Here is a 26,464-nt window from a genome sequence, read left to right on the forward strand (position 1 = left end):
CGCACCCCGGGCTTTCGCTGTTCGCCGCTACAGCAATCCGTGCGGGGCGCGTGCAAACGCCGCCACAGACCCCGGCGCTTCGATGCCGGGGCGCAGATCCGGAGCCGGCAGCACCCCGGTCACACTCTGGCCCAGCTGGATGACCCCGGCCCACGCGTCGCCCGCCACATCGCTCGGTTCGTCGTCTGGCATGTCCTCGGACACCCGCAGCGACCACCGCTCGGTCGGCATCGCAAGCAGCATCGTGGCCGCGATTTCCTTGCGCGTGGAAGGGCGAGTCTCCGCCGAGCGGCCGGGCAGCAGCCGCTCGGTAAATCGCGTGAGGAGGCTGTCGTGCTCCTCGGTGGGCACGGGGGAGAACCGCCCGAAGACGACCGCGCTGCGGTACCACATGGACGATTCAAACATGGAGCGAGCGACCACAAGCCCCGTGGCGCGGGTGATGGATACCGAGGCCTCGTGTTCTTGCAGGGCCCGCATCCACCTCGATCCGGTCGAGCCGTGAATGACGATGCGGTCGTCGAACACGCCAAATGCGGTCGGCATCGCGATTGCTTGGCCTTCGACGAACGCGGCGACGTGAGCGAGTACGGTCTCGCTGCAGAGCGCATCGAGCGCGGCACGATCACGCTCCATCTTCTCGGGCATGCGTCGCGGCCGCAGCGGATGTGGGGAATCGGGCCGTGGGGGAGTTTCGGCCTGGTGGGATGAACGGGTGGCCGGGAGGGAGGAGCTCATGCGTGAGCCTTTCGATGGTGGCATGACTAGACACCTCCCAGCCTGCTCGAACGGTTACCTGATTGGTATGCCAGAACCTTCAAATTGCGGCAGACCAATTATTGTTTCCGCGATGAGACGCACGGCGTGTAGCAGCTGGTGCATTGACCCGGCACCGTACCCAAACACGATGCCACCCTCGGGCCGCAGCAGGGAGAAGTCGGCGATGGTTTCGACGAGTATTCCCTGTTCGCGCAGCAGGGCGGCGACCTGAGCGGCACCGGCAGCAGTTGGGGTTTTGGCGACGAGGTGAAGCCCGCCCTCGCTGGCAAACACTTCAACGCCGAGCCCTGCGAACTCCGCCAGTACTGCGGCACGACGGTGCGCGTACTCCCGCTTGTTGCGCGCGACCGCCCGGGCGAATGCGCCGCTCCCAATGAACTCGGCGAGTGCCGTTTGCGTGTACGCCGACACTGTGGCTCCTAGCGACTCACGCACCCACAACAGGGCATCGCGCAGCGGGCCCGGCGAAGGGAGCACCAGCATGCCGCACCGCAGCGACGGCGACAGAATCTTGTTGAGGCTCGCCACATATGCGACGACGCCGTGTTTGTCGCTCGCCGCGAGCGCTGGCAGCGCGGGACCGGCGTGACGAAACTCGCTGTCGTAGTCGTCCTCTATAATGAGCACGCGGTGCTCGAGCGCCCACTGCAGAATGCGGTCACGCTCGCCCTCGGCGAGGCTCCCGCCCAGCGGAAACTGGTGGCTCGGGGTGAGCATGACGGCGTCGACGGGTGAACCGGCGTGCAGCGCGGCCAATGAGTCGGCCGAGGCGCCCCGGCGGCCCACCGCGAGCGGCACAATCTCGGCCCCGGCGGCCTCGAGTGCGTCCGATCCGGAACGATAGCCCGGATCCTCGACCGCCACCAGAGGCGCCCGCCGTAGGGTGCGCCTCAGCGCAAGGGTGATCAACACCAGGGCCTCGGAGGTGCCTGAGGTGACGACCACATCGTCGCCGGAGCAGGACAGGCCGCGATGCAACCGGGTGTGCGCGGCCAATCGCGTGCGCAACGCCGGTGTGCCCCGCGGATCCGGCGACTGGGACGACCAGGGCGAACGAGCCGCGCTGGCGAGCGCGCGCGACCACGCTCGCGGAGGCTCCGGCGCTACGAACGGAAGCCCGGACCGCAGGTCGATGATGGGCGCTCCGCTGACGGACGCTCCGCTGGCGGGCCGTTGATCCGGATCATGGGCGCGCGGACCAGCTGGCGCCCGGGACGCCTCATAGGCCGTGACCCGAGTACCGGATCCCGGAGTGGCTTCGAGCAGGTTCTCGCCCACGAGTTGCTCGTAGGCGCTCACCACTACCGAGCGGGAGACCCCGAGTGACGCCGCAAGTTTTCGCGTGGGCGGCAACACGTCACCGGGAGTGAGTGCACCGGAGGCGATTGCAGCGTGCACGCCGTCGACGAGTTGCTCGGTGAGCGTGCGCGAGGACCTGCGGTCTGGCACGAACTGGGGCAGAACATCCACGGTGGCTGATTCACTTTCTCGGGCAACGGACGTAACCACAATTGTTGCGTAAAACGGCTTAAAACTGCGACAGTCGGCCCAAATGGGGTGAGGTCGTAACGTTGCGTGATGCGGCGTAACACTTCGTAGTTCACACGGCGACACATTTCTCCACGGGCCGGGCCCCGAGATTACTTTTGAGTACACCAGCTGCGCCCGCAAAGGTGCGCCCTCCTCACAGCCGAAGGAATCGCATGTCTGAAAACTCACCACTGCCCAACGCCACCATTCTTGGATACCCCCGGATCGGCCGGCGCCGCGAGCTGAAGCGCGCCGTCGAGTCGTTCTGGAAGGGCAACACGAACGAGACGGAGCTGCAGGCGACCGCGCGCGATCTGCGCTCGGAGACTCGTGAGCGCCTGGCGGAACTCGGCCTGTCGAAGACGGGCGGAGCGATCCCCGAGAGCTTCAGCTTTTACGACCAGGTGCTCGACGCGACGCTCGCGCTCGGCGCGATCCCCGGCCGCTTCGCTGGCGTCACCGGCACGGACCTCGAGATCTACTTCGCCCTCGCCCGTGGCGATGAGCAGCACCAGCCCCTCGAGATGACCAAGTGGTTCGACACGAACTATCACTACAGCGTGCCCGAGATCGACGAGAACACGCAGTTCACGGCAAACCCCGCGCAGCTCGTCGCGCACGCCGCCGAGGCGATTGACGCTGGCATTGAGTCGCGCCCCGTCATCGTCGGCCCCGTCACCTACCTGCTGCTCGCTAAGGCATCGGATGAGGCCGGCACCGACTTCGCCCCGATCGACCGCCTCGACGAGGTCGTCGCAGTCTACGCCGAGCTGCTCGCCGCGCTCGCCGCAGCGGGCGCCACGTGGGTGCAGCTTGATGAGCCCGCGCTCGTGTCTGATTCGCTCTCGGTGCCCCGCGAGTTCACGCTCGCCCTCGTCGAGCGCGCCTACGCTGCTCTGGGTGTCGCTACGAACCGCCCGCAGGTCTTGCTGACCACGCCCTACGGTGACGCTTCGGCGGCCCTCGTGCGCCTTGGCAAGCTCCCCGTCGAGGCCGTGCATACCGACCTCGTGCGCGGCAGGATCCCCGCGGACGCCCTCGCCACGGGTGAACTGGCGCTGGCATTCGAGAACACCCAGCTCGTCGCCGGCGTCGTCGACGGCCGCAACATCTGGCGCACCGACCTGCGCCGCGCGCTCGCACAGGCCGAGCAGCTCAAGGCGGCCGACATTAACACCGTGATCGGCACCTCGAACAGTCTGCAGCACGTACCGCACGACGTGGCAGACGAACAGAAGCTCGACACGCAGCTGAAGTCGTGGCTCGCGTTCGCTGATCAGAAGGTCGCACAGGTGGCTACCCTCGCCCGTGGCCTCGAGGGCGGCGGCGCCAGCATCGAGACCGAGCTCGCTGACACCGATGCCGCGCTCGCAGACCGCGCGCAGGCACAGGGTGTGCGCGTGGATACGATCCGGAGCCGCGCCGCAGCAACCGGCCGCGAAGATCGCGACCGTGTCACCGAGGAGGAGCGTCGTGAGGCACAAAAGGGCCTCGGAATCCCGCAGCTCGCGACCACCACGATCGGGTCGTTTCCGCAGACCACCGAGATTCGCAAGGCCCGCGCCGCGTTCGGTCGCGGCGAGATCGATCAGGCCGCATACGACGGATTCCTGCGCGAGGAGATCGAGCGCGTGATCCGGCTCCAGGAGGAGATCGGGCTCGATGTGCTCGTACACGGTGAGGCCGAGCGTAACGACATGGTGCAGTACTTCGCCGAGCTGCTTGACGGCTTCGCGGTGACTGAGAACGGGTGGGTGCAGTCGTACGGCACGCGCGCCACGCGCCCTTCGATCCTGTGGGGCGACGTGTCGCGGCCCGCACCCATGACGGTCGCTTGGACGGAATACGCCCAATCGCTCACTCCGCGCCCCGTGAAGGGTATGCTCACGGGCCCCGTCACGATCCTTGCGTGGTCGTTCGTGCGCGACGACCAGCCGCTCGCCGACACCGCCAACCAGGTGGCGCTCGCGCTGCGCGACGAGATCGACGATCTCGTCACTGCGGGCATTCACATCGTGCAGGTCGACGAGCCGGCGCTGCGCGAGCTGCTGCCGCTCGACGCGAGCCGCCAGGCCGACTACCTCGACTGGTCGGTGGGTGCGTTCCGCCTCGCGACCGGTGGGGCTGCTCCAGAGGTGCAGATCCACACGCACCTCTGTTACTCGGAGTTTGGCGAGATCATCGACGCGGTCGACGGCCTCGACGCCGACGTGACCTCGATCGAAGCCGCACGCAGCCGCATGGACGTCGTTGAGCCGCTGGGCGACCACGGCTACTCGCGCGGCATCGGCCCGGGCGTCTACGACATCCACTCGCCCCGCGTGCCCAGTACCGAGGAGCAGGCGGAGTTGATTCGCATCGCGGCATCGCGCATTCCGGGCGAGCAGCTGTGGGTCAACCCCGACTGCGGCCTCAAGACGCGCGGCTACGTCGAGACGATCGAAAGCCTCACGAACCTGGTGCGCGCCGCGCGCGAGGTGCGGGAGGCCGTGCCCAGCGGCGTAGCGTGAACGCCGAGACAGTGAGGGGTGTGGGCCCCGCGGCCACGGAGCTTGCTGCTCCGTGGCCCGCGGGGGAGCTGCCGACCGAACCGGTCGGCAGTCTCCCGCGGCCCGCGCGGCTGCAGCGCGCGGTGCTCGACGCCGAGCTCGGGCTCGCCTCCGCCGCCGAGCTGGCGAATGAACAGCAGCGCGCGGTGCGCGAGACCCTCGCGGGCCTCGAAGCCACCGGCTCACCCATCGTGACCGACGGGGAGCAGCGGCGTCAGAGCTTCTCGAGCTACCCGCTCGGTGCGAATCCGGATCGCGGTGCGCCGGGCACCGATCCGGTGTTTGCCGTGTTTGCTGACGGTCATCACCGTGTGATTCCCCGGCTCGCTCAGGCACCGTTCGCGTTTCGCGGCTGGGCGGCCGATGACGTTGCGGCCGCGCGTCGGCTTACGTCGCTACCGATCAAGCAGGCCGTCGTGTCGCCGTCGATGCTGTCGCTCATGTGGCCGGAGGGTGAAGGGACGCTCACAGGCGGTGGGCTTGCAGAGTACTCGCGCACCGATTTTCTTGACGACGTCGTGGCGGGCTGCGCCGAGGACATTCGGCGCTCGTTTGCGGCGGGCGCTGCCCGCGTCACGATCGACTTCACCGAGGGGCGCCTCGCCCTGCGCCGCGACCTGCGCGCGCCGTGGGCTGGGCCGGCCGCACTCACGGGGTTCATCGATCTGATGAACCGCGTGCTCGCGCTGCTGCCCGAGGGGCTGCGCTCCGCCGTGGGCGTGCACACTTGCCCGGGCAACGACCAGGACAGCGCGCACAGTGCCGACATCGACTATGCCGAGCTGATCCCCGAACTGTTTCAGATCGAGGCGGGCTACTTTCTCGTGCAGGCCGCGGGCGAGCCAGAGCCGGATCGTGTGGCCCGGCTCGTGGGTCGCCAGCTGCGACAGATCTCGGCGGCCGGGGGACGCGCGCCGCGCGTTCTCTTTGGGGTTACGAACCCGACGAGCCCGAAGCTCGAGACCGAGCGAGAGATTGCCGAACAGCTGGTGCGGGCTGCCCGGTTCGTGCCGCCGGAGCTCATCGGGTCAACCGACGACTGCGGCTTCTCGCCGTACTTGGTCGACGAGAAGCCCCGGCACGGGTCACCCGACTTTGCCCGAGATGTCGCGTTCGCGAAGGTGGCCGCGCGCGTACGTGGGACCCTGCGTGCGAGTGCCGAGCTTGCTGGCCGACCCGAGGAGGTGCTCGTATGAGCGAGGTGCGCGACGGTGGGCTGAATGGAGCCCTCAGCGACGTTCTGCTGACGGGGAGCGCGCCGACCCGGCCGCGGTTCTCCTTTGAAGTGTTCCCCGCACGCAGCGGTGCCGCAGCGTTGGCGCTCGGCAATGCCGTGCAGCACCTCGCGGCCGCGGGCCCCGACTTCATCTCGGTGACCTACGGGGCGAACGGCTCGAACCGGGGCGCGTCGCGCGACCTGGTGAAGTACCTGCGCGATCACACCGACGCGTTGCCGCTCGCACACCTCACAACCGTGGGGGAGTCTCGGGACGCGATCCTCGAAGCGATTCACGGGATCATGGACACGGGGGTGCACGATTTCCTTGCCCTCCGCGGTGACCCGCCCCGAGGCAGTGACGAGTCCGACCCGGCGGTTGCGGGCTCGTTGAGCTCGCTTGAGCTGGTCAAGCTGGTGGCGCAGGCGCGGGCGGAACGCCCCGCGTTTACGAGCGTGGGGCGCACCTCGGTCGCCGCCTACCCCAACGGGCACCCGCTGTCGCGGTCGCGCTCGGAGGATCTCGACTGGTTAGTGGCCAAGCAAGAGGCTGGGGCGCAGTTCGCGATCACGCAGCTGTTTTTCCGTGCCGAAGAGTACCTGGAGTTCGTGGCAGATGGCCGGGGTGCAGGGCTGACGATTCCAGTGCTACCGGGGTTGATGCCCGTGGCCACCGCCGCGCAGCTGCGCAAAGTGGCTGAGCTGGCGGGGCGCCCTGCGCCCTCTGAACTCGTGCGTGAGATTGAGGACGCAGGTGGGTATGCCCCCGAGCTGGGGGTTGAACACACGACCGCGCTCGCGCGCGAACTGCTGGCCGGCGGCGCCCCATCGCTGCACTTGTACACCTTCAACCGGCACGAGCGGGTGCTGGCCGTGCTGCGTGAACTGGAGTTGCTCGCACCCGTCGGGGTCTAGCGCGAAGTGGGGCGTGGCAGCCTAGATGGAGCGGAGAACGGCGACGACCTTGCCAAGTACCTCGGCGTAATCACCCAGGATCGGCTCGAATGCGCTGTTGCGGGGGAGCAGCCACGTATGGCCATCACGCCTGCGAAACACCTTGACCGTCGCTTCGCCGTCGAGCATGGCCGCGACGATGTCGCCATTGTTGGCCTCGCGCTGCTGACGCACGACAACGAAGTCGCCGTCACAGATCGCAGCGTCGATCATGGAGTCGCCCACCACCTTCAGCATGAACACGGTGCCGTCGCCGACGAGCTGACGAGGGAGGGGCATGACTTCCTCGACCTGCTGCTCAGCCGTGATCGGCACACCCGCAGCGATCTGGCCGACGAGGGGGACGTAGGCGGTCTCTTCTGCGGGGATCGGTGAATCAGCTGGCGGCTCGGGGGCGGTGGGGTCCACGAGTACCTCGAGCGCGCGTGGGCGATGCGGGTCACGGCGAATGCAGCCCGCAAGCTCGAGCCTGCTGAGCTGGTGGGTGACGCTCGAGAGCGAGGACAACCCCACTGCATCACCGATCTCACGCATGCTCGGCGGATATCCCCGCGAGGCGACCGACTGAGCGATGTACTCAAGGATGGAACGTTGCTTGTCGCTTAGGCGATCCAACGGACTTGCGATCTCAGCCATGATGGCGGTCTCCTCTATCGGTTGGTATCCCCAGGAAGGTGGCCCGTGACGACGATGTCGGAGGTACCTGCTTGAGTGCTCTCGTTAGTTCGAAACTCTACCGACTGCACGACACTTGGCCAAACAAGTATTCGAGTGTCGCTGGAATTTTGAGCGAGAGGATTCGAAAGCGAAGCTTGCTCTTTCGAATCTTCGAATGTATATTCGAAACAGTTGTTCGCATCACGTGCGGCAATTCACTTGAAGGGACTCGACACATGAGTGCAGCACTGGCGCAGGCGCCCGCAGTACAGCAGATGAACGAGTGGTGTGAAGTAGCTCAGCCCACACCGCGCATGCGGCTGACGCGGCGAGGCCGAATCGTGTTCGGTGGGCTTGCGACGTTTGCGGCAGCGGCGACTCTGGCGCTGATAGCTTCGCTCTCGGCGCCGCAGGCAATCGCTTCGAACGAAACGGGTAACGCTGAGTTTGGCTACGTCGTGGCGGCGCCCGGGGCCTCTCTCTGGCAGCTCGCAACAGAGCTTGATCCGTCGATGGACCCTCGCGACCTCATCGCCGAGATTGTGCAGCTCAACCAGCTTCAGGGCTCCGAAGTAGTCGTGGGGCAGCCCATCGCTGTGCCGCTGCGGTACACCGACAGTGATTCGGTGATGTCTGCCACCGAGCTGGGGCTGTAGTTGCGTTCACGCTTGGCGTAGTCACGCGTAGCCCCGGAGACGATGCGAGGGATCGTTGATGTAGGTGATTCGGTCGCTCGATAGACTGTCGTGGTGACCAGCTTGAGTGATCTTCCTCTCCGTGCAAACCTTGTGGGCAAAAGTCCCTACGGCGCTCCTCAGGATCCCGTAGCCGTCAGCTTGAATGTCAACGAGAACACCCATCCGATTCCCGACGAAGTCGCCGCAGATATCACGGCGGCTCTCGAGCGTGCGGTACGCACCGCAAACAGGTATCCCGACCGTGACTTCGTTGAGCTTCGCTCCGCGCTGGCTGGCTACCTGGGGCATGGCCTCTCCTCCGATCAGTTGTGGGCAGCAAACGGCTCAAACGAGGTGCTCCAGCAGGTGCTGCAGGCGTTTGGTGGCCCTGGCCGCACCCTGCTCAGCTTCACGCCCACCTACTCGATGTACCCGCTTCTGGCGGATGGCACGGACACCGGGTGGATTGACGTGCCCCGCCCCGAGGGGTACCGGCTCACGCCCGAAGCTGTAGTTGCGGCGCTCGCCGAGCACAGGCCCAGCCTGGTCGTCCTTTGCGGGCCCAATAATCCGACCGGCACACCGCTTGACCGCGAGGTGATTCTTGCCGCATACGACGCGTTCGATGGCATGCTCATCGTTGACGAGGCCTACTTCGAGTTTGATGATGAACGCGAGAGCGCAGTGACCCTGCTGGAGGGACGCCCCCGCCTCATGGTGTCACGCACAATGAGCAAGGCGTTCGCCTTCGCCGGCGTGCGCCTCGGATATCTGGCCGCTGACCCAGCTGTGATCGACGCACTGCGTCTCGTGCGCCTGCCCTATCACCTGTCCGCCTTGACTCAGGCTGCCGCCACTACGGCCATCAAGCACTCCGCGACCATGCTCGCGACGGTTGCAGATATCCGCAACGAACGGGACCGGCTCGGCGCAGCCCTTACGGCGCTGGGCTATCGGGTGCACGACTCAGGCGCGAACTTTGTGTTGGTGGGCGGCTTCGCGGACCCCGACGGCATGTTTGAAGCGTTGCGTGCGAGGGGCATTCTGATTCGCAACCTGGGAATCGACGGCCACCTGCGCATCACAGCAGGCACCGAAGCCGAAACGAGCGCAGTGATCCAGGCCATCACCGAGTTGGGCTAGCACCGGCGCTCTCAGGGTTGCATCTGTCGTCCATCGGTAGGCTTTGACCATGACTAGTGCGCCTGAAGCTATGCCCCGTCACGTGCTCGAACGTCAGCTTCGCCGGTCACGGTTGCTGAACGTGATCCTCGCGGTGGTGGCCGCGCTCGGCCTGGTGTTCGGCGGTGTGCAGTGGGCGCAAAGCGGTTCTTTAGGCGAGGCGGCTGCGGCCGGGCAAACGGCAGAGGGCGCTGGCGATGCCGGTGCACCGCAGCAAGCTTCGCTCGAGAGGCGTGTCGAGGGCGACCCGATGGCGATCGGCGACATTGACGCACCCATCGTGATGACGGAGTGGGTTGATCTTCGCTGCCCATACTGTGCAGTGTTCACCCGAGACACGCTGCCCGATGTCGTCAAGGAGTACGTTGACTCGGGCAAGGTGCGCATCGAAATGCAAGACGTCGCCTTCTTCGGTGAAGAATCACTCCGGGCGTCCGCGGCTGCGCGCGCCGCGGCAGAGCAGGGCCGCTACTTCGAGTTCATTGAAGCTGTCTACGAGGCTGCCCCCGAGTCAGGTCACGCCGAGCTTACGACCGAAGAACTGCTGGGTCACGCACGCACCGCTGGAGTGCCCGATATGGAGCTTTTCGAGAAAGACATGGCGCGTGACGACCTGCGGGCCGCGGCTAGCCAAGCGACAGAACAGGCCAGCAAGCTTGGCGTGAGCGGAGTTCCATTCTTCGTGGTGAATGGACAGGGCATCAGCGGCGCTCAGCCCATCGATACCTTCCGCGAATTCCTGGATCAGGCTGTCACGGAAGCCTCGTGAACCTCACGCTTGCCGGAGCGTTCCTTGGGGGCGTGCTGACATTGCTGAGCCCCTGCTCGGTGATGCTGCTGCCCGCGTTCTTTGCCTATGCGTTCACCAGCACTGGCGCGCTTTTGGCCCGTACCGGAGTCTTCTTCTTGGGCCTTGCGACGGCGCTCGTGCCGTTAGGGTTACTGGCGGGCACCGTCGGCGCCTGGGTGAGTCAGAACCGCTTTGAGCTCGTCACCGTGGCGTCAATCGTCGTGATTGTGCTGGGCCTGCTGCTGCTGAGCGGCGTTCCGCTGCCGGGGTTGATGCGTCAGCGTGGCCCTGAGAACGCCTCGGGTATCGCGGTGTTTGCGCTCGGCGCCGTCTACGGACTCGCCGGCGTGTGCGCAGGGCCCTTGCTGGGGGCAGCGTTGTCGTTCGCCGCATTCGGCGCGAACGCGGTCTTTGGCGGTATCGTGCTGCTCGTTTTTGCGGCCGGGATGACGCTGCCGCTCCTGTTGCTGGGGTTCCTCTGGAACCGGATCCCCGCGGTGCGCGCACTGGTGCGACCGCGTGAACTGAGGATCGGGAAGTGGCGCAACGCATGGACCAACGTGATTGGTGGTCTGCTCACGGTCGCGATCGGTGTCGTGCTGCTCGTGACCCGGGGCACCACGACGCTCGGTGGGCTGGTTGGCGCCACCACACAAGCAAAGCTTGAGGCCGACGTGCTCCGGCTGACCGGGGCTGTGCCCAACTGGCTTGTGGCCGTCGTGTTCATCGTGCTGGCGGGGGTGTGGGCCGCGGTCGTCGTGACGCGGCGAGACAACCGGGCTCTGCGCAGTCAGGCAGCTGAAGCTGAGTAGACTGGTACCCATGTCCGCAGCATCACGAACAGCGTCGCTCGAGCGTGTCACGAGCGAATCGCAGATTAGTCTCTCAGTCAACCTCGATGGCACCGGTGAAGCCGATGTCGAAACCGGCGTACCATTCTTTGATCACATGCTCACCGCCTTCGCGCGACACTCGCTTACGGACCTGACGGTTCGCGCGACGGGCGACGTGCACATCGATATTCACCACACCGTCGAGGACACCGGCATTCTGCTGGGTCAGGCGCTTCTGAAGGCGCTCGGAGACAAGAGCGGTATCTCACGCTACGGCGACGCGCTGGTGCCGCTCGACGAGGCCCTCGCGCAGGCAGTGATCGATATTTCGGGTCGCCCGTACCTGGTGCACTCGGGTGAGCCTCAGGGGTTCGAATTTCACCTCATCGGTGGTCACTTCACCGGCTCAATGGTGCGTCACTTCTTCGAGGCAATCGTGCTGAACGCCCGCCTCACCGCGCACATTAAGCTCGTCGAGGGCCGTGATCCCCACCACATCGCCGAGGCAGAGTTCAAGGCGTTCGCGCGCGCATTCCGCGTTGCAAAGGCCAAGGATCCGCTGGTGTTGGGTATCCCGTCCACGAAGGGCGCTCTGTGAGCCGCAAGCACGTCGTCGTTCTCGACTACGGCTCGGGCAATGTGCACTCGGCGGTGAAGGCCCTCGCGAAGGCCGGAGCCGAGGTTACGCTTACCCGCGACGCCACGGCCGTGGCCAATGCTGATGGCCTGCTCGTGCCCGGCGTGGGTGCCTTTGACGCCGTCATGGAGCAGCTCCGCGCGGTGCGGGGCGACGAGATGATCGACCGGCGGCTCGCCGGCGGGCGGCCCGTGCTCGGAATCTGCGTCGGTCAACAGGTCATGTTTGCCCGGGGCATCGAGCGCGGACACGACACTGAAGGCCTCGGCCAGTGGCCCGAGACCGTTCACGAGCTGCGCGCCGACGTGCTGCCCCACATGGGGTGGAATACGGTTGACGCCCCCGAGGATTCGGTGCTCTTTCGCGGGATCCGCCACGAGCGGTTTTATTTCGTGCACAGCTGCGGCGCGACCGAATGGTCGATCGAAGGGCGCGGCGAGACTACACGTCCGCGCGTGACCTGGGCCGAGCATGGCGAACGGTTTGTAGCGGCCGTCGAGAACGGCCCGCTGACCACCACTCAGTTTCACCCCGAGAAGTCGGGCGAAGCGGGCATTCAGTTGCTGCGCAACTGGATCGCGACGCTCTAACTAGTCGCGCCCGCCATGATGCGCGGGCACCACACCACTCACGAGGAGAGTTTTCGAAATGATCGAGTTGGCCGAGAGCCCGAAGCTGCAGTTGCTACCCGCGATCGACATGGTCGACGGCAAGGCCGTGCGCCTGACCCAGGGCGAGGCTGGCACCGAGACCAACTATGGCAGCCCCGTTGACGCCGCCATGGATTGGATCGAACAGGGCGCCGAATGGATCCACCTCGTCGACCTCGATGCGGCCTTTGGGCGCGGATCAAACGTTGCTGTAGCGAAGAAGATCATTCGTCGCGCGGGCAACGTGAACATCGAGTTCTCGGGCGGCATCCGAGACGATGCAAGTCTCGAAGCCGCGCTCGAGATGGGTGCGCGCCGCGTAAACCTGGGCACCGCCGCCCTCGAGAACCCCGAGTGGACCCGTGCGGTCATTGCCCGCTACGGCGAGCAGATCGCGGTGGGCCTCGACGTGCGCGGCGAGATCCTCGCTACGCGCGGCTGGACTGAGGATGCGGGTAACATCTGGGACGTGCTCGCACGCCTCGAGGAGGCCGGTTGCTCCCGCTACGTCGTCACCGACGTCACCAAGGATGGGACGATGCGCGGCCCGAACGTTGACCTGCTGCGCGAGGTCTGCCGTCACACCGATCGTCCCGTCGTGGCCTCGGGCGGTATCTCGAGCCTCGATGATCTCGCGGCGCTGCGCGAGCTCGTGTCGCACGGTGTCGAGGGTGCGATCATCGGCAAGGCGTTGTACGACGGCGCATTCACGCTGCCCGCGGCCCTCGACGTCGCTTCGAACTAGGCGTTAGACGTGGCGATCAAGCGACTTCCATCGACCGGCGACTCTCCGCGCTCTACGGGCGTCCCTGAGAGCCTGGTACCGGGGGGAGCGGCCGACTCGGCGGGTTTCCCCTGGGCTGGCCGCACGTTTGATCATCACGAGACCGCGTTTGAGGGAGACTCGGGCGAAGCCTCCGCAGAGCTGACCGCCGCGGTAGCCGCACTGCGCGCTATTGCGGCGGAGGCTTCGGCGGCCCCCACCGCCGAAGCACACTGGGATGCTGTCGCTCGGCTCGCCAACGCGCACACAGCGGTGATCGCTGCGCTCGCCACTTCGCGCGTGCTCGTTCCCATGCTCGCCGAAGCCGGTGATCTGGGGATGACACCCGACGGCAAGATCGTCGAGAAGTCACAGGAACTCTCGATCGTTGCGGTCGCCGCACCCGATGGACGCAGCGTGCTGCCCGTGTTTAGCTCGGTCGCCGCGATGTCAGGCTGGAATGACACGGCACGCCCCATTCCGGTGCCCGCCCCGCAGGCGGCGGTGGCGGCTGCGCAGGAGGAACACGACATGATCGTGCTCGACGCCGGCAGCCCCGATCTCGTTTACGGCGTACGTCGACCGGCCCTCGCTGCCCTCGCACTGGGGGAGTCTTACGTGCCTGCCTGGGCCGACCCTGAGGTAGCCACGGCCTTTGAATCCTCGGCAGAGGCAGAAGTCGATGTCGTGCGCATCTGGATCGCCCCCGCCGATCTGGCAGGCACGCTCGCCGCCCCCGAGGTCGATGTCAGGATCCGGATCGCGCGTGACCTCTCTCGACCCGAGCTCGACGCGCTCCTGGGGCGCCTCCAACAGGTGTGGGCGAGTGAACGGGTGATCGCCGAGCGCGTCGATTCGCTTCGGGTGCACCCCCTCCTCCCCGGCGCTGCGCGCGCCTGAGGACCTCTTGCGGCTGCTACCATCTTGTGATATCAAAACCCGGATCATCCGGTAAGGAGCAGATACGTGGCGCAAACCTCAACGACTCCGCAGGCGCCGCAGCGCGCCGAATGGACGGGCCAGATCGGCTTCATCGTCTCAGCCATTGGCTCGGCGGTGGGCCTCGGCAATATTTGGCGATTCCCCGGGGTGGCGTATGAGAACGGCGGAGGCGCATTTCTCATCCCTTACATCGTGGCGCTGCTCACCGCAGGTATCCCCATCCTGTTCCTCGACTACGCGATCGGACACCGATTCAGAGGCTCCGCACCACTCGCGCTGAGGCGTCTCGCAGGCAAGCTTGGCGAGGGCATCGGCTGGTTCCAGGTGATGATCTGCGTTTTTATCGCGATCTACTACGCCGCAGTGCTCGCGTGGGCATCGAGCTACTTCGTGTTCTCCTTCGATCTGAAGTGGGGCGACGACGCCGCAGGCTACTTCACCGGTGAATACCTGCAAACCTCGGCCTCACCGTTCACGCTCGAGTTTGTGCCGGCCGTGCTCATTCCGCTCGTGCTCATGTGGATCATCGCACTCATCGTGCTGGGAGCCGGCGTGGTGAAGGGCGTGCAGCGTCTGAACATGATCGCGATCCCGCTGCTCATCGTGGGCTTTGTTGCTCTCGTCGTGCGCGCGCTGTTCCTGCCCGGCGCAGCGGACGGCTTGAACGCCCTGTTCACCCCCGACTTTGCTGCCCTCGCGGACCCTGGAGTGTGGGTGGCCGCTTACAGCCAGATCTTCTTCTCGCTGTCGGTCGCATTCGGCATCATGATGACATACTCCTCCTACCGCAAGCGTCGCTCAAACTTGACGGCACCCGGCCTCGTCGTGGCCTTCGCGAACTCATCGTTCGAGATTCTCGCTGGCATTGGTGTGTTCGCGACGCTCGGCTTCTTCGCGTATCAGCAGGGAGTTGCGGTCGACCAGCTCGAGGGGCTCACGGGGGTGGGGCTCGCCTTCATGACCTTCCCGGCGATCGCGAGCGAGATGCCGGGGGGACAAGCCTTCGGTGCGCTGTTCTTCGGCGCGCTAGTGCTCGCGGGCCTCACCTCGATGATCTCGATCATGGAGGTCATCCTCGCCGGCGTGATCGACAAGTTCGGGCTCACCCGCAAGCAGGCCGTGTACGGCCTCGGCGGTGTGCTCGCAGTCATCTCGATTGTGATGTTTGGCACCAGCTCGGGGCTCACCGCGCTCGACACCATCGATAACTGGGCCAACAACATTGGTATTGTCGCTTCCGCCGTCGTCGTGACGATTACGGTGATGTGGATCAGGCGTGCGGGAACCGAACTGTCGGGCCACCTGAGCGCGCTGTCGACGTTTAAGGTCGGCCGCGGCTGGATTTTCTTCGTGTCGGTGCTCGGGCCCCTCGTGCTGGGCTACATGCTCATCGCCACGATCGTAGGCCTCGTCAACGAGCCCTACGGCGGCTACGACCAGCTCTACCTGCTGATCGTCGGCTGGGGCTCCGTCGCGGTGATGATCATCGCATCGGTGCTGCTCACAATGAGTCCCTGGCGCTACAACCCCGACCGCTTTACGCCCTGGCCCCCAGTGCCGGGCGAGCGCGCGGTCGGCACGAAGACTGAGACCGAAGGTGGTGCACGATGACTCCGATCGCGATTACGTTCTTGGTCATTGCGCTCACGGTGATCTGGGGTGGGCTGATCGCGAGCGCGATTTTCCTGTCCAAGCAAACCGAGGTGGCGCATTACCCGGAGGGCGGCGAGGATGCTCCGGGGGAACCCGCCGAAGCCTAACGGCACGCGGGCGGCAAGCTGGGGCGGAGCGGTGCATGGCATGGCATGGCAGTGCCCCACACCGCTCGGCTAAGCTCAACCCATGAGCCAGATTGATGACCCCCGCCCCTACCCCCAGCGGACTGATGTACGTCGTGTTGGCCAGAGCGGACTGCACCTACCCCTGTTGTCGCTCGGCCTGTGGCAGAACTTCGGCGATGACCGGCCGCGCGAAACGCAGCGCGAGATCATCACGGGAGCGTTCGACCGCGGAATCTTCCACTTCGACCTCGCCAACAATTACGGCCCGCCCTACGGCTCGGCCGAGCGCAACTTCGGCGAGATCCTCGCGAGCGATCTCGCGGCGCACCGCGATGAGATTCTCATCTCGACCAAGGCTGGCTGGGACATGTGGCCCGGTCATCACGGCGCCGGTGCCAGCCGCAAGCACCTGATCACGAGCCTCGATCGCTCGCTCGAGCGGCTCGGGGTCGACAACGTCGATGTGTTCTACACGCACCGTCCGGATCCCCGGGTGCCGCTCGAGGAAACGGCCCGGGCTCTGGACCACATTGTGCGCACGGGGCGCGCACACTACATCGGCATGTCCTCCTACGGCGCCGATGCGAGCCGCGAGCTGGCGCAGCTGATGCGAGACCTGGGTACGCCCATCACGATCCACCAGCCCTCGTACAACATGCTGAACCGTTGGATTGAGACCGAGGGGCTGCTCGACGTCGCCGCGGATCAGGGCTTCGGCATCATCGGGTTCACCGCGCTCGCTCAGGGCATGCTCACGAACAAGTACCTCGACGGCGTGCCCGAGGGCGCGCGCGGCGCCGGCCCGAGCTCGTTTAGCAACGAGGTATTGACCGACGAACTGCGGGACCGCCTGCGTGCGCTCGCGGCGGTGGCCGAGAACCGTGGCCAGTCACTCGCGCAGCTCGCGCTCGTGTGGGCGCTGCGTGACGCACGCGTATCGAGCCTCGTGATCGGGTCGAGCCGGGTGTCGCAGCTGGACGAGAACTGGCGGGCACTCGAGAAGCTCGAGCTCAGCGCAGACGAGATCGCCGAGATCGAGCGCATCCTCGACGGGCTGGACGTCAACGTCGACCTGTGGCGCGGCGCGCGACAGGGTGGAGATGTGCCCCTGATGCTGTAAGCACATCTCGGGGGAGCCGACGGCGGCTCATGAGATCTTGGTTTAAAAGTGCGTACTAACGTACAATCAGAGTATGGCTGATGAACTGTCGCAGTTGCGACGCGAATTGCAAGCGCTCGCCGGGAGGGTGGCGATGCTCGAGGGGTGGGCCGCAGGGGAAGTGTTGGATCGCCCCCGTGCGGCGCCCGAGCGCGGCGCGCTGCCCGAGGAGGCGTTCTGGGCGCTTGAGGGGCTCCAAACCAGGCTTGCGGATGTCGCTTCTGAGAGTGGCGGCGCGGTAATGCTCATAGGGTCGCTGACGTTGCCCGGCGGTGCCCCTGTCGCGTGGCAGCAGGGCGCGGACGCTGCCGGGCTGCTCGATGCCGACTGGAGTGACCGCGCGGCGGTGTTTGGTGCGCTTGCCCACCCTGTGCGCATCGAGCTGCTGCGCCATATGCTGAACGGCGTCCAAGCGACGGCTGACTTGGCTGCGATCGACGGCCTCGGTACTACAGGTCAACTGCACCACCATCTGCGCCAACTCGTCGCGGCCGGCTGGGTGCGCCAGAGTGGGCGCGGCAGCTACGAGATCCCGGCTGCCCGCATCGTGCCGTTGCTCGCCTGCGTAGTGGGGGTTGAACGGTGAATCGAGCAATGAAGGCTGCGCTGCTGGTTGCCTACCGACTGCGGGGTCTGCTCTATTTCGCCGCGGCAGCGATGCTGGTGACGGTGGCGCTCACCGCTCGTCTTCCTGCCGGCGAGTTGCTGAGTGGCGCGCGCGGCGCACTCGCGTTCACGGGGCTGACTGTCGGGGCCATCGCGCTCGCGCTGATCTTCTTCGGCGCGAGGTTAGTGCCTATCTGTGATTCCGTCACACTCACCGCTCCGGTCACAGGCCGCTGGCTCGCGGTGAATAGCCCCGCCACCAAGGTGCCGAGTCACGGTGTCAGAATGTATGGCCAGGCCTACGCGGTTGACCTCGTTTACGAACCTGAGAGCGGGGGTGACGGCACTGAATCCATCGGCATCGTGCGGCCCCCATTTGGCGGTAGGCCCGCGATGCGCGAGCCGAGTACCTTCCCTGCATTCGGGCAGCCCGTGCGCGCCATGGTGTCGGGGGAAGTCGTGCGTGCGAGCGACTGGCGACGCGACCACAGGTCGCGGTCGAACATCCTTGCGCTCCTGTATCTGATGTGTGAGGGGGTCATTCGTGAGATCGGTGGCCCGGGGTTCATTGTCGGCAACCATGTCACGATCCGGAGCGATGGCGGGGAATTCGCAGTCGTTGGGCACCTGCAGCGCGGATCGCTCGCGGTGCGCGTCGGCGACCGGGTGCGAGCCGGTCAGCTGATCGCGCGCTGTGGCAACTCAGGCAATAGCACCGAACCGCACGTGCACGCGCAACTCATGGACCGCGCGTCGCCGTGGACCGGGCAGGGGCTGCCGATGGCGTTCGAAGGCGTCGACATGCCCGCAACCGGCGAGCATATGTATGCTGCGGTTGGGGTCGATCCGGCTAGAAAAAGTTGAGCAGCAGCACGTAGCAGGCGGTGCCAGCCGCGATGCTCACGAGCGCGCGTCGCTTTGAGAGCAAGTGAGCGAGGGCCGTGATCGCGGTCGCGACGAGCACCGGCCACACCCGGCCCTGCTGCGATATGAGCTGATCGCGCAGTACGACGACGGCGAGGATAACGAGGATGCCAGCGGGCATCCAGCGCCCGAGCGCCTGCACGAGCTTAGATTTGCGCAGCGGTTTGAGCGCCGCAAACGGGAGTGCGCGCAGCGCCAGGGTGATGAGGCCCGCGACGACGACGCCCGCGATTAGATATTCGGTGCTAGGCACGCTCGCCCTCCTCCGCAGTGTCCGTGGTTCGCTTGGTGAGGAAATAGCGCAGCCCCAGTAGCCCGGAGTACAGCGCAAGCGCGACCAGCAGCGCATTGTCGCCAGCGACCAGTATTGCAACCGTGACAGCGAGGCAAGCCAGCAAGGCCGATGGGAGCTCGCGCTTGCCGCGAATCGCATCCATCGACATCACCACGAAGAGCGCCACGAGTGCAAACTCAAAGCCCTCAATGGGGGCAGGGAGCACGTTCGCAATCATGATGCCGACGAAGCCGCCGAGCACCCAATAGAGCTGCATCGCGAGCTGGCCGGTTACCATGCGGGCTGAGCTCAGGCGATCCGGATCCATCAGCACATAGGTGGCGTAGGCCTCGTCGATCATTGCGTAGATGGAGTACGCCCGGGGTAGACCCGGTCGCACCCGCGAAAGCGGAAACGAGAACGCGTAGAATACGTGCCGAAAGTTCACGGCGAACACGGTCGCGGCGATCGTCACGAGCGGAGTCGCGGCGGCGAGCATGCTGACCAGGAGCAGCTCGACAGATCCCGCGAAGATACCAATCGAGAGGGCCGGGGCGAGCCACCAGGGAAGTCCCGCCTGAATGACAAGAATTCCGAGGGCAATGCCCAAGGGGAAAATGCCGAGGCCGACCCCGAGAGAATCTCGAAGGCCGGCCGCGGCGCCCGCGCGGCGCGGTAAAGGATCGTGTGACGGAGACATGTGCCGATCTCGCGAGTGCGCGGGGGGATAGAGCTGGAGGGGTTAGTTGACGGGGCCCGTGTACTTCTCGCCCGGGCCCTTGCCGATCGGGTCGGGGATTGCCGAAGCCTCACGGAACGCCAGCTGTACCGAGCGCAGGCCGTCGCGCAGGCTGCGCGCGTGCATGTCGCTGACCTCGGGGGCTGCTGCGGTGATCAGGCCAGCAAGGGCGTTGATCAGCTTGCGTGCCTCATCAAGGTCGATCTGCGACTCGGGGTCATCGGCGAGGCCCACCTTGACGGCAGCGGCACTCAGCAGGTGCACGCATGCGGTGGTGATGACCTCAACGGCTGCGACGTCGGCGATGTCACGGGTGGCCTGTGCCACATTCTCGTCGCCCTGGGGAAGGTCTGCGGTCTGCTCGCTCATGTTGTCCTGACTGTCAAAGCTGGTTCTGTGTAGCTAATTCTGTGCTACGATTGGTTCGGTTCTCGGCTTGCGCCGAGATATCGGAAGAGGAGATACTCCCACCCGGCACCATTACTAGGTTACCGGGTAGTTGGCACCCCGCCGTTCACGGCAGCTATCAGGGTGTGGGAATGCGCTTGCGCTGCCCCGAACCCTCCTCCGATGCTTCAGACGAAGTCCCCATCATCGAGAGTAGAGGAGCCGGCGATCAGCGATCCCCGTACGAATGACAGAATCCGCGTCCCCGAGGTGCGACTGGTTGGTCCCAGTGGCGAGCAGGTCGGTGTCGTGCCGATTGATACTGCGCTACGCCTAGCGGCCGACGCCGATCTCGATCTCGTCGAGGTTGCCCCGAACTCTAAGCCCCCCGTGGCAAAGATCATGGACTTCGGCAAGTACAAGTACGAGGCAGCCCAGAAGCAGAAGGAAGCTCGCCGCAACCAGGCGAACACCGTCCTCAAGGAAGTTCGCTTCCGCTTGAAGATCGATAAGCACGACTACGAAACCAAGACGAAGCGCGCTATCGGCTTCCTCGAGCAGGGTGACAAGGTTAAGGCCATGATCCTGTTCCGCGGTCGTGAGCAGTCACGCCCCGAGATGGGTGTTCGTCTGCTGCAGCAGTTCGCTGAGGCAGTAGCCGAGTTCGGTGTCGTCGAATCGACGCCCCGCATCGACGGCCGCAACATGGTGATGGTGATTGCGCCTCACAAGAACAAGTCCGAAGCAAAGGCAGAGCAGAACGCCCGCCGTGCAGAGGAAAAGGCCACTCGTAAGGCCGAAAAGTCTTCGGACGAATAAGCTTCGGCGTTTCTGACGCCGTACAAAGACGCGGCCCCCGGGCGCGCACACAATCAAGGAGAAATTGATGCCTAAGCAGAAGACCCACTCGGGTGCCAAGAAGCGCTTCAAGCTGACCGGATCGGGCAAGCTGAAGAAGCAGCGCGCCGGCCTGCGCCACAACCTCGAGGTAAAGTCCTCGCGTCGGAAGCGTGCGCTGGGAGCCGATCAGATGCTCTCCAAGGGTGACGCCAAGCAGGCAATGAAGCTCCTCGGCCACTAAGCCACACGAGCACACCTTTTACCGAGAATTTTTGTAAGGAAGAACTGAAATGGCAAGAGTAAAGCGGGCCGTCAACGCCCACAAGAAGCGTCGCGTAATCCTTGAGCGCGCCGAGGGCTACCGCGGACAGCGTTCACGCCTGTACCGCAAGGCCAAGGAACAGCTCGTTCACTCATACGAGTACGCGTTCAACGATCGCCGCAAGAAGAAGGGCGATTTCCGTCGCCTGTGGATCCAGCGCATCAACGCTGGTGCACGTGCAAACGGCCTGACCTACAACCGCTTCATCCAGGGCCTCGCGCTGGCTGGCGTTGGCGTTGACCGCCGCATGCTCTCGGAGCTGGCTACCAACGAGCCCAAGACGTTCGCAACCCTCGTTGAGGTTGCCAAGAAGGCTCTTCCCGCTGACACGTCGGCGCCGAAGGCTGCGTAACTCGCACTTCTGAAAGAACCCCCGCACCTTTGGGTGCGGGGGTTCTTTTGTGTTTCGCGGGCGCGGTCCTGTTACTGCGCGGGGTCGGATCCGGATGCCTGCGGGGCGAGAATCTGCCACATCCATGCAGCGGCGGTCTCGTGGGATGCACGAGGATCCTGCGCGAGCCACGCCTCGATTACTCCGAGGAGCGCGCCGGCAGTTCCGGCGGCCTCGATGTCGAGCGGTACTCGGTTGTCGGTCTGCAGGCCCGAGAGCTCGATGCCCTCCCGCACGAGTGCGATGGTGCGGGCCCGCACGCGGCCAGCCACGCGGGACGAGCCGTGCGGGCTGAGCGCCTGGCGGTAGAGATCAGCATGATCCGCGAAGTGCTTCGCGAAGCGAGTGAGCTCTGCGGGAGGCCCCGCCGTGGGGTTCTCGGTGCGAATCGGGTCCTGAATGCGGGCCGCGTTCGTCTCGAGGTTCTCGAGGGCGCTCGCGAGTAGCTCCTCGCGATCAGGGAAGTGCTGGTAGAAGCTGCTCCGGTTCACGCCAGCCGCGGCCACGATCTGGGTAACCGGAATTTCGTTGATCGGGCGCCGGGCGGCGAGGCTTAGGACGGCATCAAAGAGAGCAGCCCGAGTGTGTTCTGCGCGTGGATCCATGCTTTGATTCTGCCAGTTCGCCCCGGGCGCACTCGGACGCCTAGCTTCTCCGACACCTGTCGGAGTAGTCTGCGGGTGTATTGGCCTCGAGAACAGGCTCGATGCCACCGAGTTAGGGAGACACCATGGCTTCACTCACTGCAAACAGCACCATTGGCGACTGGCTGGATGACCCCCGCGGGGCCGAAGCCCTGGGTGGGCTGCTCGCGGCGTCGGGTTCCGACCCGAGTTCGCTGACTCCCGTTCGGGCGCTGCCACTCCAGCAGATGGTTGCGCTGAGCCAGGGTGAAATGCCGCAGTCGGTCATCGACGGGTTGGTGCGATCGGTCAATGGCGGGGAAATTCCCGAGGACGATGCGGCCACCGGCTGGCAAGAGACGATTGTTGTTGGGCGCTTCGACGGAAAGACCATTGTGGTCACCGGTGCCGCGAGCGGAATCGGCCAGGCGACGGCCTCGCGCATCGCTCGCGAGGGCGGCAAGGTGGTCGCGGTCGACATCTCGGCCGAAAAGCTTGAGGCTTTCGCCCAGCAGGCTCCCGCAGGGTCGGTTGTGCCTGTGGCGGCGGACGTCACGAACGAGGGCGACATTGACCGGGTGATTGCGGCAGTGGGTGGCCCGATCGACGGCCTCGCGAACGTCGCCGGCGTCAACGACGACTTTTCTCCGATCCACGAAACAAGCGACGCGATCTGGGATCGGGTCATCGGTATCAACCTCACTGGGGTATTCAAGCTCACCCGCGCGGTCGTTCCGGGCATGCTTGAGGCTGGGAAGGGGGCTATCGTCAACGTCGCCTCGGAGGCGGGCATTCGTGGTAACGCCTCGGGTAAGGCCTACACCGTCTCGAAGCACGGCGTCGTGGGCCTCACGCGAAGCGCCGCATTCATGTACGCCAAGCAGGGAATTCGGGTCAACGCGGTGGCGCCGGGTGGCGTCGCGACCGGTATTCCGTTCCCGGCGCACGTTTCCGAGGAGGGCAGCGCGCGGCTGCACCCTTTCCAGTCCGCGATCCCCACGGTCGCAACCGCCGCGCAGCTGGCAGCCTCAATCACGTTCTTGCTGAGCGATGATGGGGTGAACATCAACGGGGCGATTCTGCCGTCTGACGGTGGCTGGTCCGTCCAGTAGCGAGGGATGGCGTTCGCACGAAAAGTCGGGCGACGGTGGCATAGGCTTGACGGGTGAACGAAGAGATCCTGTCTAACGTCAAAGCCACCCGCGTGAAGCGTGCGGCGGCTCTCTCGCGCAAGAAGGAGCGGGTTGCCCAGGGGCGCTTTGTTGTAGAGGGGCCTCAGGCGGTGCGCGAGCTCCTCGCGCACCGGCCTGAGCTCGCCGATGTCGTGTATGCGACGACTGGATACGAATCCTGGCAGGACGAGATTGATGAGCTCTCGTATGACGGAGGCGTTCCGCTCGAGCGCGTCACTGACGCGGTGCTGGCTGCCATGTGTGAGACCGTGCACCCGCAGGGGGTCGTCGCCGTTGCGCGCACCTGGGAGACCCCGCTCGAAACGGCGTTCTCGGGCGCGAAGCTTGTCGCGGTGATGCACGAGGTGCGTGACCCCGGCAACGCGGGCGCGGTGCTGCGGGCGGCCGATGCCGCGGGCGCCGACGCGGTTGTGTTCGCGGGGGAGTCGATCGATCCGTTCCACCCCAAGGTCGTGCGCTCGACTACGGGGTCGCTGTTTCATCTTCCCGTCGCAGTGGCTGCCTCGCTCGATGAGGTCATCGAGGCGGCCCAGGCGGCCGGTGTTACCCCGCTCGCCGCTGACGTGCGCGGCGGCGACCTGCTTGAGGCCCGGGCTGAGGGCGTGCTGGCGGCCCCGGTGGCCTGGGTGTTTGGCAATGAGGCGCGTGGGTTGACGGAGCAGGATCGCGAGCTCATCGGGCGCGCGGTCAAGCTGCCCATCTATGGCGCGGCAGAGTCGCTAAATCTCGCGACCGCCGCGAGCGTGCTGCTCTACGAGACCGCGTTCGCGCAGCGCGCCTAACGCTCGCCCGTGTTCAGCGCACAGTGAGTCTCACGCCTCCGCGCGGGCGCCGGATCGCTTGGCCCACTGCACGAGCGGGTGCAGGATGCGAATGAGGTCTGAACCCGTCGGGGTGAGCGTATAGCGAATCTGCACCGGTGTGGTCGGGATGACGATTCGCCCGACGAGGCCCTGCGTCTCAAGCTCTCGGAGTCTGGCGGAAAGCAGCCGGTCCGAGATGCCGTCGATGCTTGTGGCGATCTCGGAGAACCGCTCGGCACCGCGTGCGAGGGCGAGCAGGATGGCGGCGGTCCACTTCTTGCCCGCGAGCTCGGCGGCCTCGCGAAACAGGCGGCACTCCGCATCGTCAATCGAGTGGGCTTGGACCTCGGTAGCGGTGGTGGAATACGATGCGCTCATGCTAACCAATGGTAAGTGAGTTACCTGCGTGTTGCCCGACGGTGTGGCACCCGAGAGAGTAGAACCATCACCCAAACTCTCGAAGGAATTAGCACATGCAACTTGGTGTCTACAGCTTTGGAAACCTGGCCATCGATCCGGCCACGAACGATTTCGTCACCACCGCCCAGGCGCAGCGTGATCTGCTTGAGGCGATCGAGCTCGCCGATCAGGTAGGGCTCGAGTTTTTTGGCATCGGTGAGCACCACACTCAAGAAATGCCCGCCTCCGCGGGGTCCGTCCTGCTCGCTGCCGCTGCCGCACGCACGAAGCGCATTCGCCTCGGCAGTGCGGTGACCGTGTTGAGTACCGACGACCCGGTTCGGGTGTTCCAGCAGTACGCCACACTTGACGCAATCTCAGGGGGACGGGCCGAGATTATCGCGGGGCGTGGCTCTGCGATCGAGTCATACCCGCTGTTTGGCTACCAGTTGGAAGACTACGACCAGCTGTACGCCGAAAAGCTGGAGCTGCTGCTCGCGGTCAATAGCTCGGCCACGGTGACCTGGAATGGCACCATGCGTGCGCCGCTTGATGAACAGCTCGTGGTGCCCCGCCCTGACCGGGGCTCGCTGCCCATCTGGCTCGGCACTGGCGGCAGCCCGGCCTCGACCGTGCGCGCCGGGCAGCTACAGCTCCCCGTGTCCTATGGCATCATCGGCGGGGACCCGGTGCGTTTCAAAGCTCTCGCTGACCTGTACCGGCGGGCCTGGGACGCTGGGCCGGCAACAGATCGCACGCCCATGATTTCGGTTGCCAACCCGGGTTTCATCAACGAAACCAGTGAGGCCGCGCGCGACACATTCTGGCCCACCTGGCACCGCAGCATGTCCGATATTGGTAAGCGTCGAGGATTCGCACCGCCGCAGCGCGAGCACTACGAGGTCGAGGCACAGCATGGGGCGCTGTTTGTGGGAGGCCCCGAGGAGATTGCGAACCGCATCATCCGGCTGCACAGCGCGATGGGCCACACGCGCCAGTTCCTGCAGATGGACTTCCTGGGCCTCGCGCAGAAGGACCTGCTGAAGTCGATCGAGCTACTGGGTACTCGGGTGAAGCCGCTCGTCGACGCCGCGCTCGGGGCCGAACCCGAGGCCGTGCCGAACCCGCTGGATTCGGGGCGTGCGACCGGAGCGCAGTCGTGAGCCGGATCGCGATCCTGGGGGTCGGTAAGGTCGGCACCGCGATTGCGCGGGCCGCACTGGCGGGCGGTCATGAAGTCACGCTCGCGGGTTCCGGATCACCCGAACCCGTACAGTTCATCGTCGAAGTGATGGCACCCGGGGCGCACGTCGACACCGCGGCAAACGCCGTAGCCGAAAGCGACCTGGTGATCCTAGCGATCCCACTGCCGAAGCTCGAATCGCTTGACCCGGTGATGTTTGAAGGGCGCATCGTTGTCGACGCGATGAACCACTGGGAACCCACCGACGGAGGGCTACCCGAGGTGTTCGGTGGGAGTTCCTCGACGAGCGCCGTGGTCGCGGGCCAACTTACGGGAGCACGCGTGGTGAAGGCGCTCAATCACATCGGGTACCACGAGATGGAGGCGGATGCGCGGCTGATCGGGGCGCCCGATCGCCGCGGCCTCGCGGCGGTGTCAGACGACCCGGCCGCCGCCGAGGTCGTTGCCGACATCGTGACGAGCTTCGGCTTCGATGTAACCGCGGCATCGCCGCTCGCGCTCGGGGTTGAGCTGGAGCCCGGGAGCGAGATCTTCGGTGGCAGATTCGAAGACGCAGAAATCAGGGCACGGATCGCGGCGGCGCACGAAGACGCCCGCATCGCGGCCTAGATAGGTCGAAAGAAGGGCGGGGCCGGATCAACACGATCCGGACCCGCCCT

31 protein-coding genes are annotated in these 26,464 nt (G+C 65.6%); 23 read left to right on the plus strand and 8 right to left on the minus strand.

Going from position 1 to position 26,464, the window contains the following annotated elements; genetic code table 11:
- Positions 1 to 27: 27 nt before the first annotated feature.
- Together C795_RS0110340 and pdxR are read right to left on the minus strand one after the other, a co-directional pair.
- Positions 28 to 648: a pyridoxamine 5'-phosphate oxidase family protein gene (locus C795_RS0110340; protein WP_026139597.1), complete on the minus strand. Its 621-nt coding sequence runs from the start codon at positions 646 to 648 to the stop codon at positions 28 to 30.
- 144 nt (positions 649 to 792) lie between these two features.
- Positions 793 to 2,250 (minus strand): MocR-like pyridoxine biosynthesis transcription factor PdxR, encoded by a 1,458-nt coding sequence (pdxR, locus tag C795_RS15770; protein WP_017793688.1) that lies wholly within the window; start codon positions 2,248 to 2,250, stop codon positions 793 to 795.
- A gap of 233 nt (positions 2,251 to 2,483) precedes the next feature.
- Here pdxR and metE point away from each other — a divergent pair, with 233 nt between their 5' ends.
- From metE to C795_RS0110360, 3 genes are read left to right on the plus strand one after another with little or no spacing between them, the layout of a single operon-like run.
- Positions 2,484 to 4,820 carry a 5-methyltetrahydropteroyltriglutamate--homocysteine S-methyltransferase gene (gene metE, locus C795_RS0110350; RefSeq protein WP_017793689.1) on the plus strand — a complete coding sequence of 779 codons (2,337 nt, stop codon included), beginning with the start codon at positions 2,484 to 2,486 and terminating at the stop codon, positions 4,818 to 4,820.
- Complete coding sequence (locus tag C795_RS0110355; RefSeq protein ID WP_232225474.1) at positions 4,817 to 6,055, plus strand: uroporphyrinogen decarboxylase/cobalamine-independent methonine synthase family protein; 1,239 nt, start codon at positions 4,817 to 4,819, stop codon at positions 6,053 to 6,055. The genes metE and C795_RS0110355 overlap by 4 nt, the downstream gene beginning before the upstream one ends.
- Positions 6,052 to 6,990: a methylenetetrahydrofolate reductase gene (locus tag C795_RS0110360; protein WP_017793691.1), complete on the plus strand. Its 939-nt coding sequence runs from the start codon at positions 6,052 to 6,054 to the stop codon at positions 6,988 to 6,990. The genes C795_RS0110355 and C795_RS0110360 overlap by 4 nt, the downstream gene beginning before the upstream one ends.
- A 21-nt stretch (positions 6,991 to 7,011) precedes the next feature.
- Here C795_RS0110360 and lexA read toward each other — a convergent pair whose 3' ends face one another.
- Positions 7,012 to 7,665 carry a transcriptional repressor LexA gene (lexA, locus tag C795_RS0110365; protein ID WP_017793692.1) on the minus strand — a complete coding sequence of 218 codons (654 nt, stop codon included), beginning with the start codon at positions 7,663 to 7,665 and terminating at the stop codon, positions 7,012 to 7,014.
- A gap of 257 nt (positions 7,666 to 7,922) precedes the next feature.
- Here lexA and C795_RS0110370 point away from each other — a divergent pair, with 257 nt between their 5' ends.
- From C795_RS0110370 to C795_RS15775, 13 genes are all read left to right on the plus strand, one after another.
- Positions 7,923 to 8,342, plus strand: coding sequence for a hypothetical protein (locus C795_RS0110370; protein WP_017793693.1), 420 nt, complete (start codon positions 7,923 to 7,925; stop codon positions 8,340 to 8,342).
- Between the two features lie 93 nt (positions 8,343 to 8,435).
- A complete protein-coding gene (locus tag C795_RS0110375; protein ID WP_026139600.1) occupies positions 8,436 to 9,506 on the plus strand; it encodes a histidinol-phosphate transaminase in 1,071 nt (356 codons plus the stop codon).
- A 49-nt stretch (positions 9,507 to 9,555) separates the two neighbouring features.
- Positions 9,556 to 10,314, plus strand: a complete 759-nt coding sequence (locus C795_RS0110380; RefSeq protein ID WP_157487071.1) for a DsbA family protein — start codon at positions 9,556 to 9,558, stop codon at positions 10,312 to 10,314.
- Positions 10,311 to 11,147 carry a cytochrome c biogenesis CcdA family protein gene (locus tag C795_RS0110385; protein ID WP_017793696.1) on the plus strand — a complete coding sequence of 279 codons (837 nt, stop codon included), beginning with the start codon at positions 10,311 to 10,313 and terminating at the stop codon, positions 11,145 to 11,147. Before C795_RS0110380 ends, C795_RS0110385 begins: the two co-directional genes overlap by 4 nt.
- A gap of 10 nt (positions 11,148 to 11,157) precedes the next feature.
- Positions 11,158 to 11,766 (plus strand): imidazoleglycerol-phosphate dehydratase HisB, encoded by a 609-nt coding sequence (gene hisB / locus C795_RS0110390; RefSeq protein WP_017793697.1) that lies wholly within the window; start codon positions 11,158 to 11,160, stop codon positions 11,764 to 11,766.
- Positions 11,763 to 12,395: an imidazole glycerol phosphate synthase subunit HisH gene (hisH, locus tag C795_RS0110395; protein ID WP_017793698.1), complete on the plus strand. Its 633-nt coding sequence runs from the start codon at positions 11,763 to 11,765 to the stop codon at positions 12,393 to 12,395. The genes hisB and hisH overlap by 4 nt, the downstream gene beginning before the upstream one ends.
- A 58-nt stretch (positions 12,396 to 12,453) precedes the next feature.
- Positions 12,454 to 13,200 (plus strand): bifunctional 1-(5-phosphoribosyl)-5-((5-phosphoribosylamino)methylideneamino)imidazole-4-carboxamide isomerase/phosphoribosylanthranilate isomerase PriA, encoded by a 747-nt coding sequence (priA, locus tag C795_RS0110400; RefSeq protein WP_017793699.1) that lies wholly within the window; start codon positions 12,454 to 12,456, stop codon positions 13,198 to 13,200.
- 9 nt (positions 13,201 to 13,209) lie between these two features.
- Positions 13,210 to 14,118, plus strand: a complete 909-nt coding sequence (locus C795_RS0110405) for an SseB family protein (RefSeq protein ID WP_017793700.1) — start codon at positions 13,210 to 13,212, stop codon at positions 14,116 to 14,118.
- 66 nt (positions 14,119 to 14,184) lie between these two features.
- Positions 14,185 to 15,771 carry a sodium-dependent transporter gene (locus C795_RS0110410; RefSeq protein ID WP_017793701.1) on the plus strand — a complete coding sequence of 529 codons (1,587 nt, stop codon included), beginning with the start codon at positions 14,185 to 14,187 and terminating at the stop codon, positions 15,769 to 15,771.
- Positions 15,768 to 15,920: a MetS family NSS transporter small subunit gene (locus tag C795_RS17245; RefSeq protein WP_017793702.1), complete on the plus strand. Its 153-nt coding sequence runs from the start codon at positions 15,768 to 15,770 to the stop codon at positions 15,918 to 15,920. The genes C795_RS0110410 and C795_RS17245 overlap by 4 nt, the downstream gene beginning before the upstream one ends.
- Positions 15,921 to 16,002: 82 nt before the next feature.
- The gene (locus tag C795_RS0110420) at positions 16,003 to 17,061 is read left to right on the plus strand and encodes an aldo/keto reductase (protein ID WP_017793703.1); all 1,059 of its coding nucleotides are present in this window, start codon (positions 16,003 to 16,005) and stop codon (positions 17,059 to 17,061) included.
- Between the two features lie 73 nt (positions 17,062 to 17,134).
- Positions 17,135 to 17,686 carry an ArsR/SmtB family transcription factor gene (locus tag C795_RS0110425; RefSeq protein ID WP_017793704.1) on the plus strand — a complete coding sequence of 184 codons (552 nt, stop codon included), beginning with the start codon at positions 17,135 to 17,137 and terminating at the stop codon, positions 17,684 to 17,686.
- Between the two features lie 8 nt (positions 17,687 to 17,694).
- Positions 17,695 to 18,570, plus strand: a complete 876-nt coding sequence (locus C795_RS15775; RefSeq protein ID WP_017793705.1) for a M23 family metallopeptidase — start codon at positions 17,695 to 17,697, stop codon at positions 18,568 to 18,570.
- Here the strand turns inward: C795_RS15775 and C795_RS0110435 are convergent.
- From C795_RS0110435 to C795_RS0110445, 3 genes are read right to left on the minus strand one after another with little or no spacing between them, the layout of a single operon-like run.
- A complete protein-coding gene (locus tag C795_RS0110435) occupies positions 18,557 to 18,883 on the minus strand; it encodes a branched-chain amino acid transporter permease (RefSeq protein WP_017793706.1) in 327 nt (108 codons plus the stop codon). The genes C795_RS15775 and C795_RS0110435 overlap by 14 nt on opposite strands.
- Positions 18,876 to 19,604, minus strand: coding sequence for an AzlC family ABC transporter permease (locus tag C795_RS0110440; protein WP_026139602.1), 729 nt, complete (start codon positions 19,602 to 19,604; stop codon positions 18,876 to 18,878). The genes C795_RS0110435 and C795_RS0110440 overlap by 8 nt, the downstream gene beginning before the upstream one ends.
- A 42-nt stretch (positions 19,605 to 19,646) precedes the next feature.
- Positions 19,647 to 20,012: a DUF1844 domain-containing protein gene (locus tag C795_RS0110445; protein ID WP_017793708.1), complete on the minus strand. Its 366-nt coding sequence runs from the start codon at positions 20,010 to 20,012 to the stop codon at positions 19,647 to 19,649.
- Between the two features lie 201 nt (positions 20,013 to 20,213).
- On the opposite strand from C795_RS0110445, the gene infC reads away from it, so the two are divergent.
- The 3 genes from infC to rplT all read left to right on the plus strand — a co-directional run bounded on the left by infC (position 20,214) and on the right by rplT (position 21,544).
- A complete protein-coding gene (infC, locus tag C795_RS0110450) occupies positions 20,214 to 20,849 on the plus strand; it encodes a translation initiation factor IF-3 (protein ID WP_083879223.1) in 636 nt (211 codons plus the stop codon).
- 67 nt (positions 20,850 to 20,916) lie between these two features.
- Positions 20,917 to 21,111 (plus strand): 50S ribosomal protein L35, encoded by a 195-nt coding sequence (rpmI, locus tag C795_RS0110455; RefSeq protein ID WP_017793710.1) that lies wholly within the window; start codon positions 20,917 to 20,919, stop codon positions 21,109 to 21,111.
- A 49-nt stretch (positions 21,112 to 21,160) separates the two neighbouring features.
- Positions 21,161 to 21,544: a 50S ribosomal protein L20 gene (gene rplT, locus C795_RS0110460; protein ID WP_017793711.1), complete on the plus strand. Its 384-nt coding sequence runs from the start codon at positions 21,161 to 21,163 to the stop codon at positions 21,542 to 21,544.
- 71 nt (positions 21,545 to 21,615) lie between these two features.
- Here the strand turns inward: rplT and C795_RS15780 are convergent, their stop codons facing one another.
- Positions 21,616 to 22,188 (minus strand): TetR/AcrR family transcriptional regulator, encoded by a 573-nt coding sequence (locus tag C795_RS15780; protein WP_017793712.1) that lies wholly within the window; start codon positions 22,186 to 22,188, stop codon positions 21,616 to 21,618.
- A 125-nt stretch (positions 22,189 to 22,313) separates the two neighbouring features.
- Between C795_RS15780 and C795_RS0110470 the strand changes: the two genes are divergently transcribed.
- Both C795_RS0110470 and C795_RS0110475 read left to right on the plus strand, forming a co-directional pair.
- On the plus strand, positions 22,314 to 23,318 hold the full coding sequence (locus C795_RS0110470; protein ID WP_017793713.1) for an SDR family NAD(P)-dependent oxidoreductase: 1,005 nt from the start codon (positions 22,314 to 22,316) through the stop codon (positions 23,316 to 23,318).
- Positions 23,319 to 23,371: 53 nt separating this feature from the next.
- Positions 23,372 to 24,181 (plus strand): TrmH family RNA methyltransferase, encoded by an 810-nt coding sequence (locus tag C795_RS0110475; protein WP_017793714.1) that lies wholly within the window; start codon positions 23,372 to 23,374, stop codon positions 24,179 to 24,181.
- 30 nt (positions 24,182 to 24,211) lie between these two features.
- Here the strand turns inward: C795_RS0110475 and C795_RS0110480 are convergent, their stop codons facing one another.
- Complete coding sequence (locus C795_RS0110480) at positions 24,212 to 24,580, minus strand: winged helix-turn-helix transcriptional regulator (RefSeq protein ID WP_017793715.1); 369 nt, start codon at positions 24,578 to 24,580, stop codon at positions 24,212 to 24,214.
- A gap of 95 nt (positions 24,581 to 24,675) precedes the next feature.
- Between C795_RS0110480 and C795_RS15785 the strand changes: the two genes are divergently transcribed.
- Positions 24,676 to 25,764 carry an LLM class flavin-dependent oxidoreductase gene (locus C795_RS15785; protein WP_017793716.1) on the plus strand — a complete coding sequence of 363 codons (1,089 nt, stop codon included), beginning with the start codon at positions 24,676 to 24,678 and terminating at the stop codon, positions 25,762 to 25,764.
- A complete protein-coding gene (locus C795_RS15790) occupies positions 25,761 to 26,414 on the plus strand; it encodes an NADPH-dependent F420 reductase (RefSeq protein WP_017793717.1) in 654 nt (217 codons plus the stop codon). The genes C795_RS15785 and C795_RS15790 overlap by 4 nt, the downstream gene beginning before the upstream one ends.
- Positions 26,415 to 26,464: the final 50 nt, after the last annotated feature.

This window comes from Leucobacter salsicius M1-8, from assembly GCF_000350525.1.
GTDB lineage: Bacteria > Actinomycetota > Actinomycetes > Actinomycetales > Microbacteriaceae > Leucobacter > Leucobacter salsicius.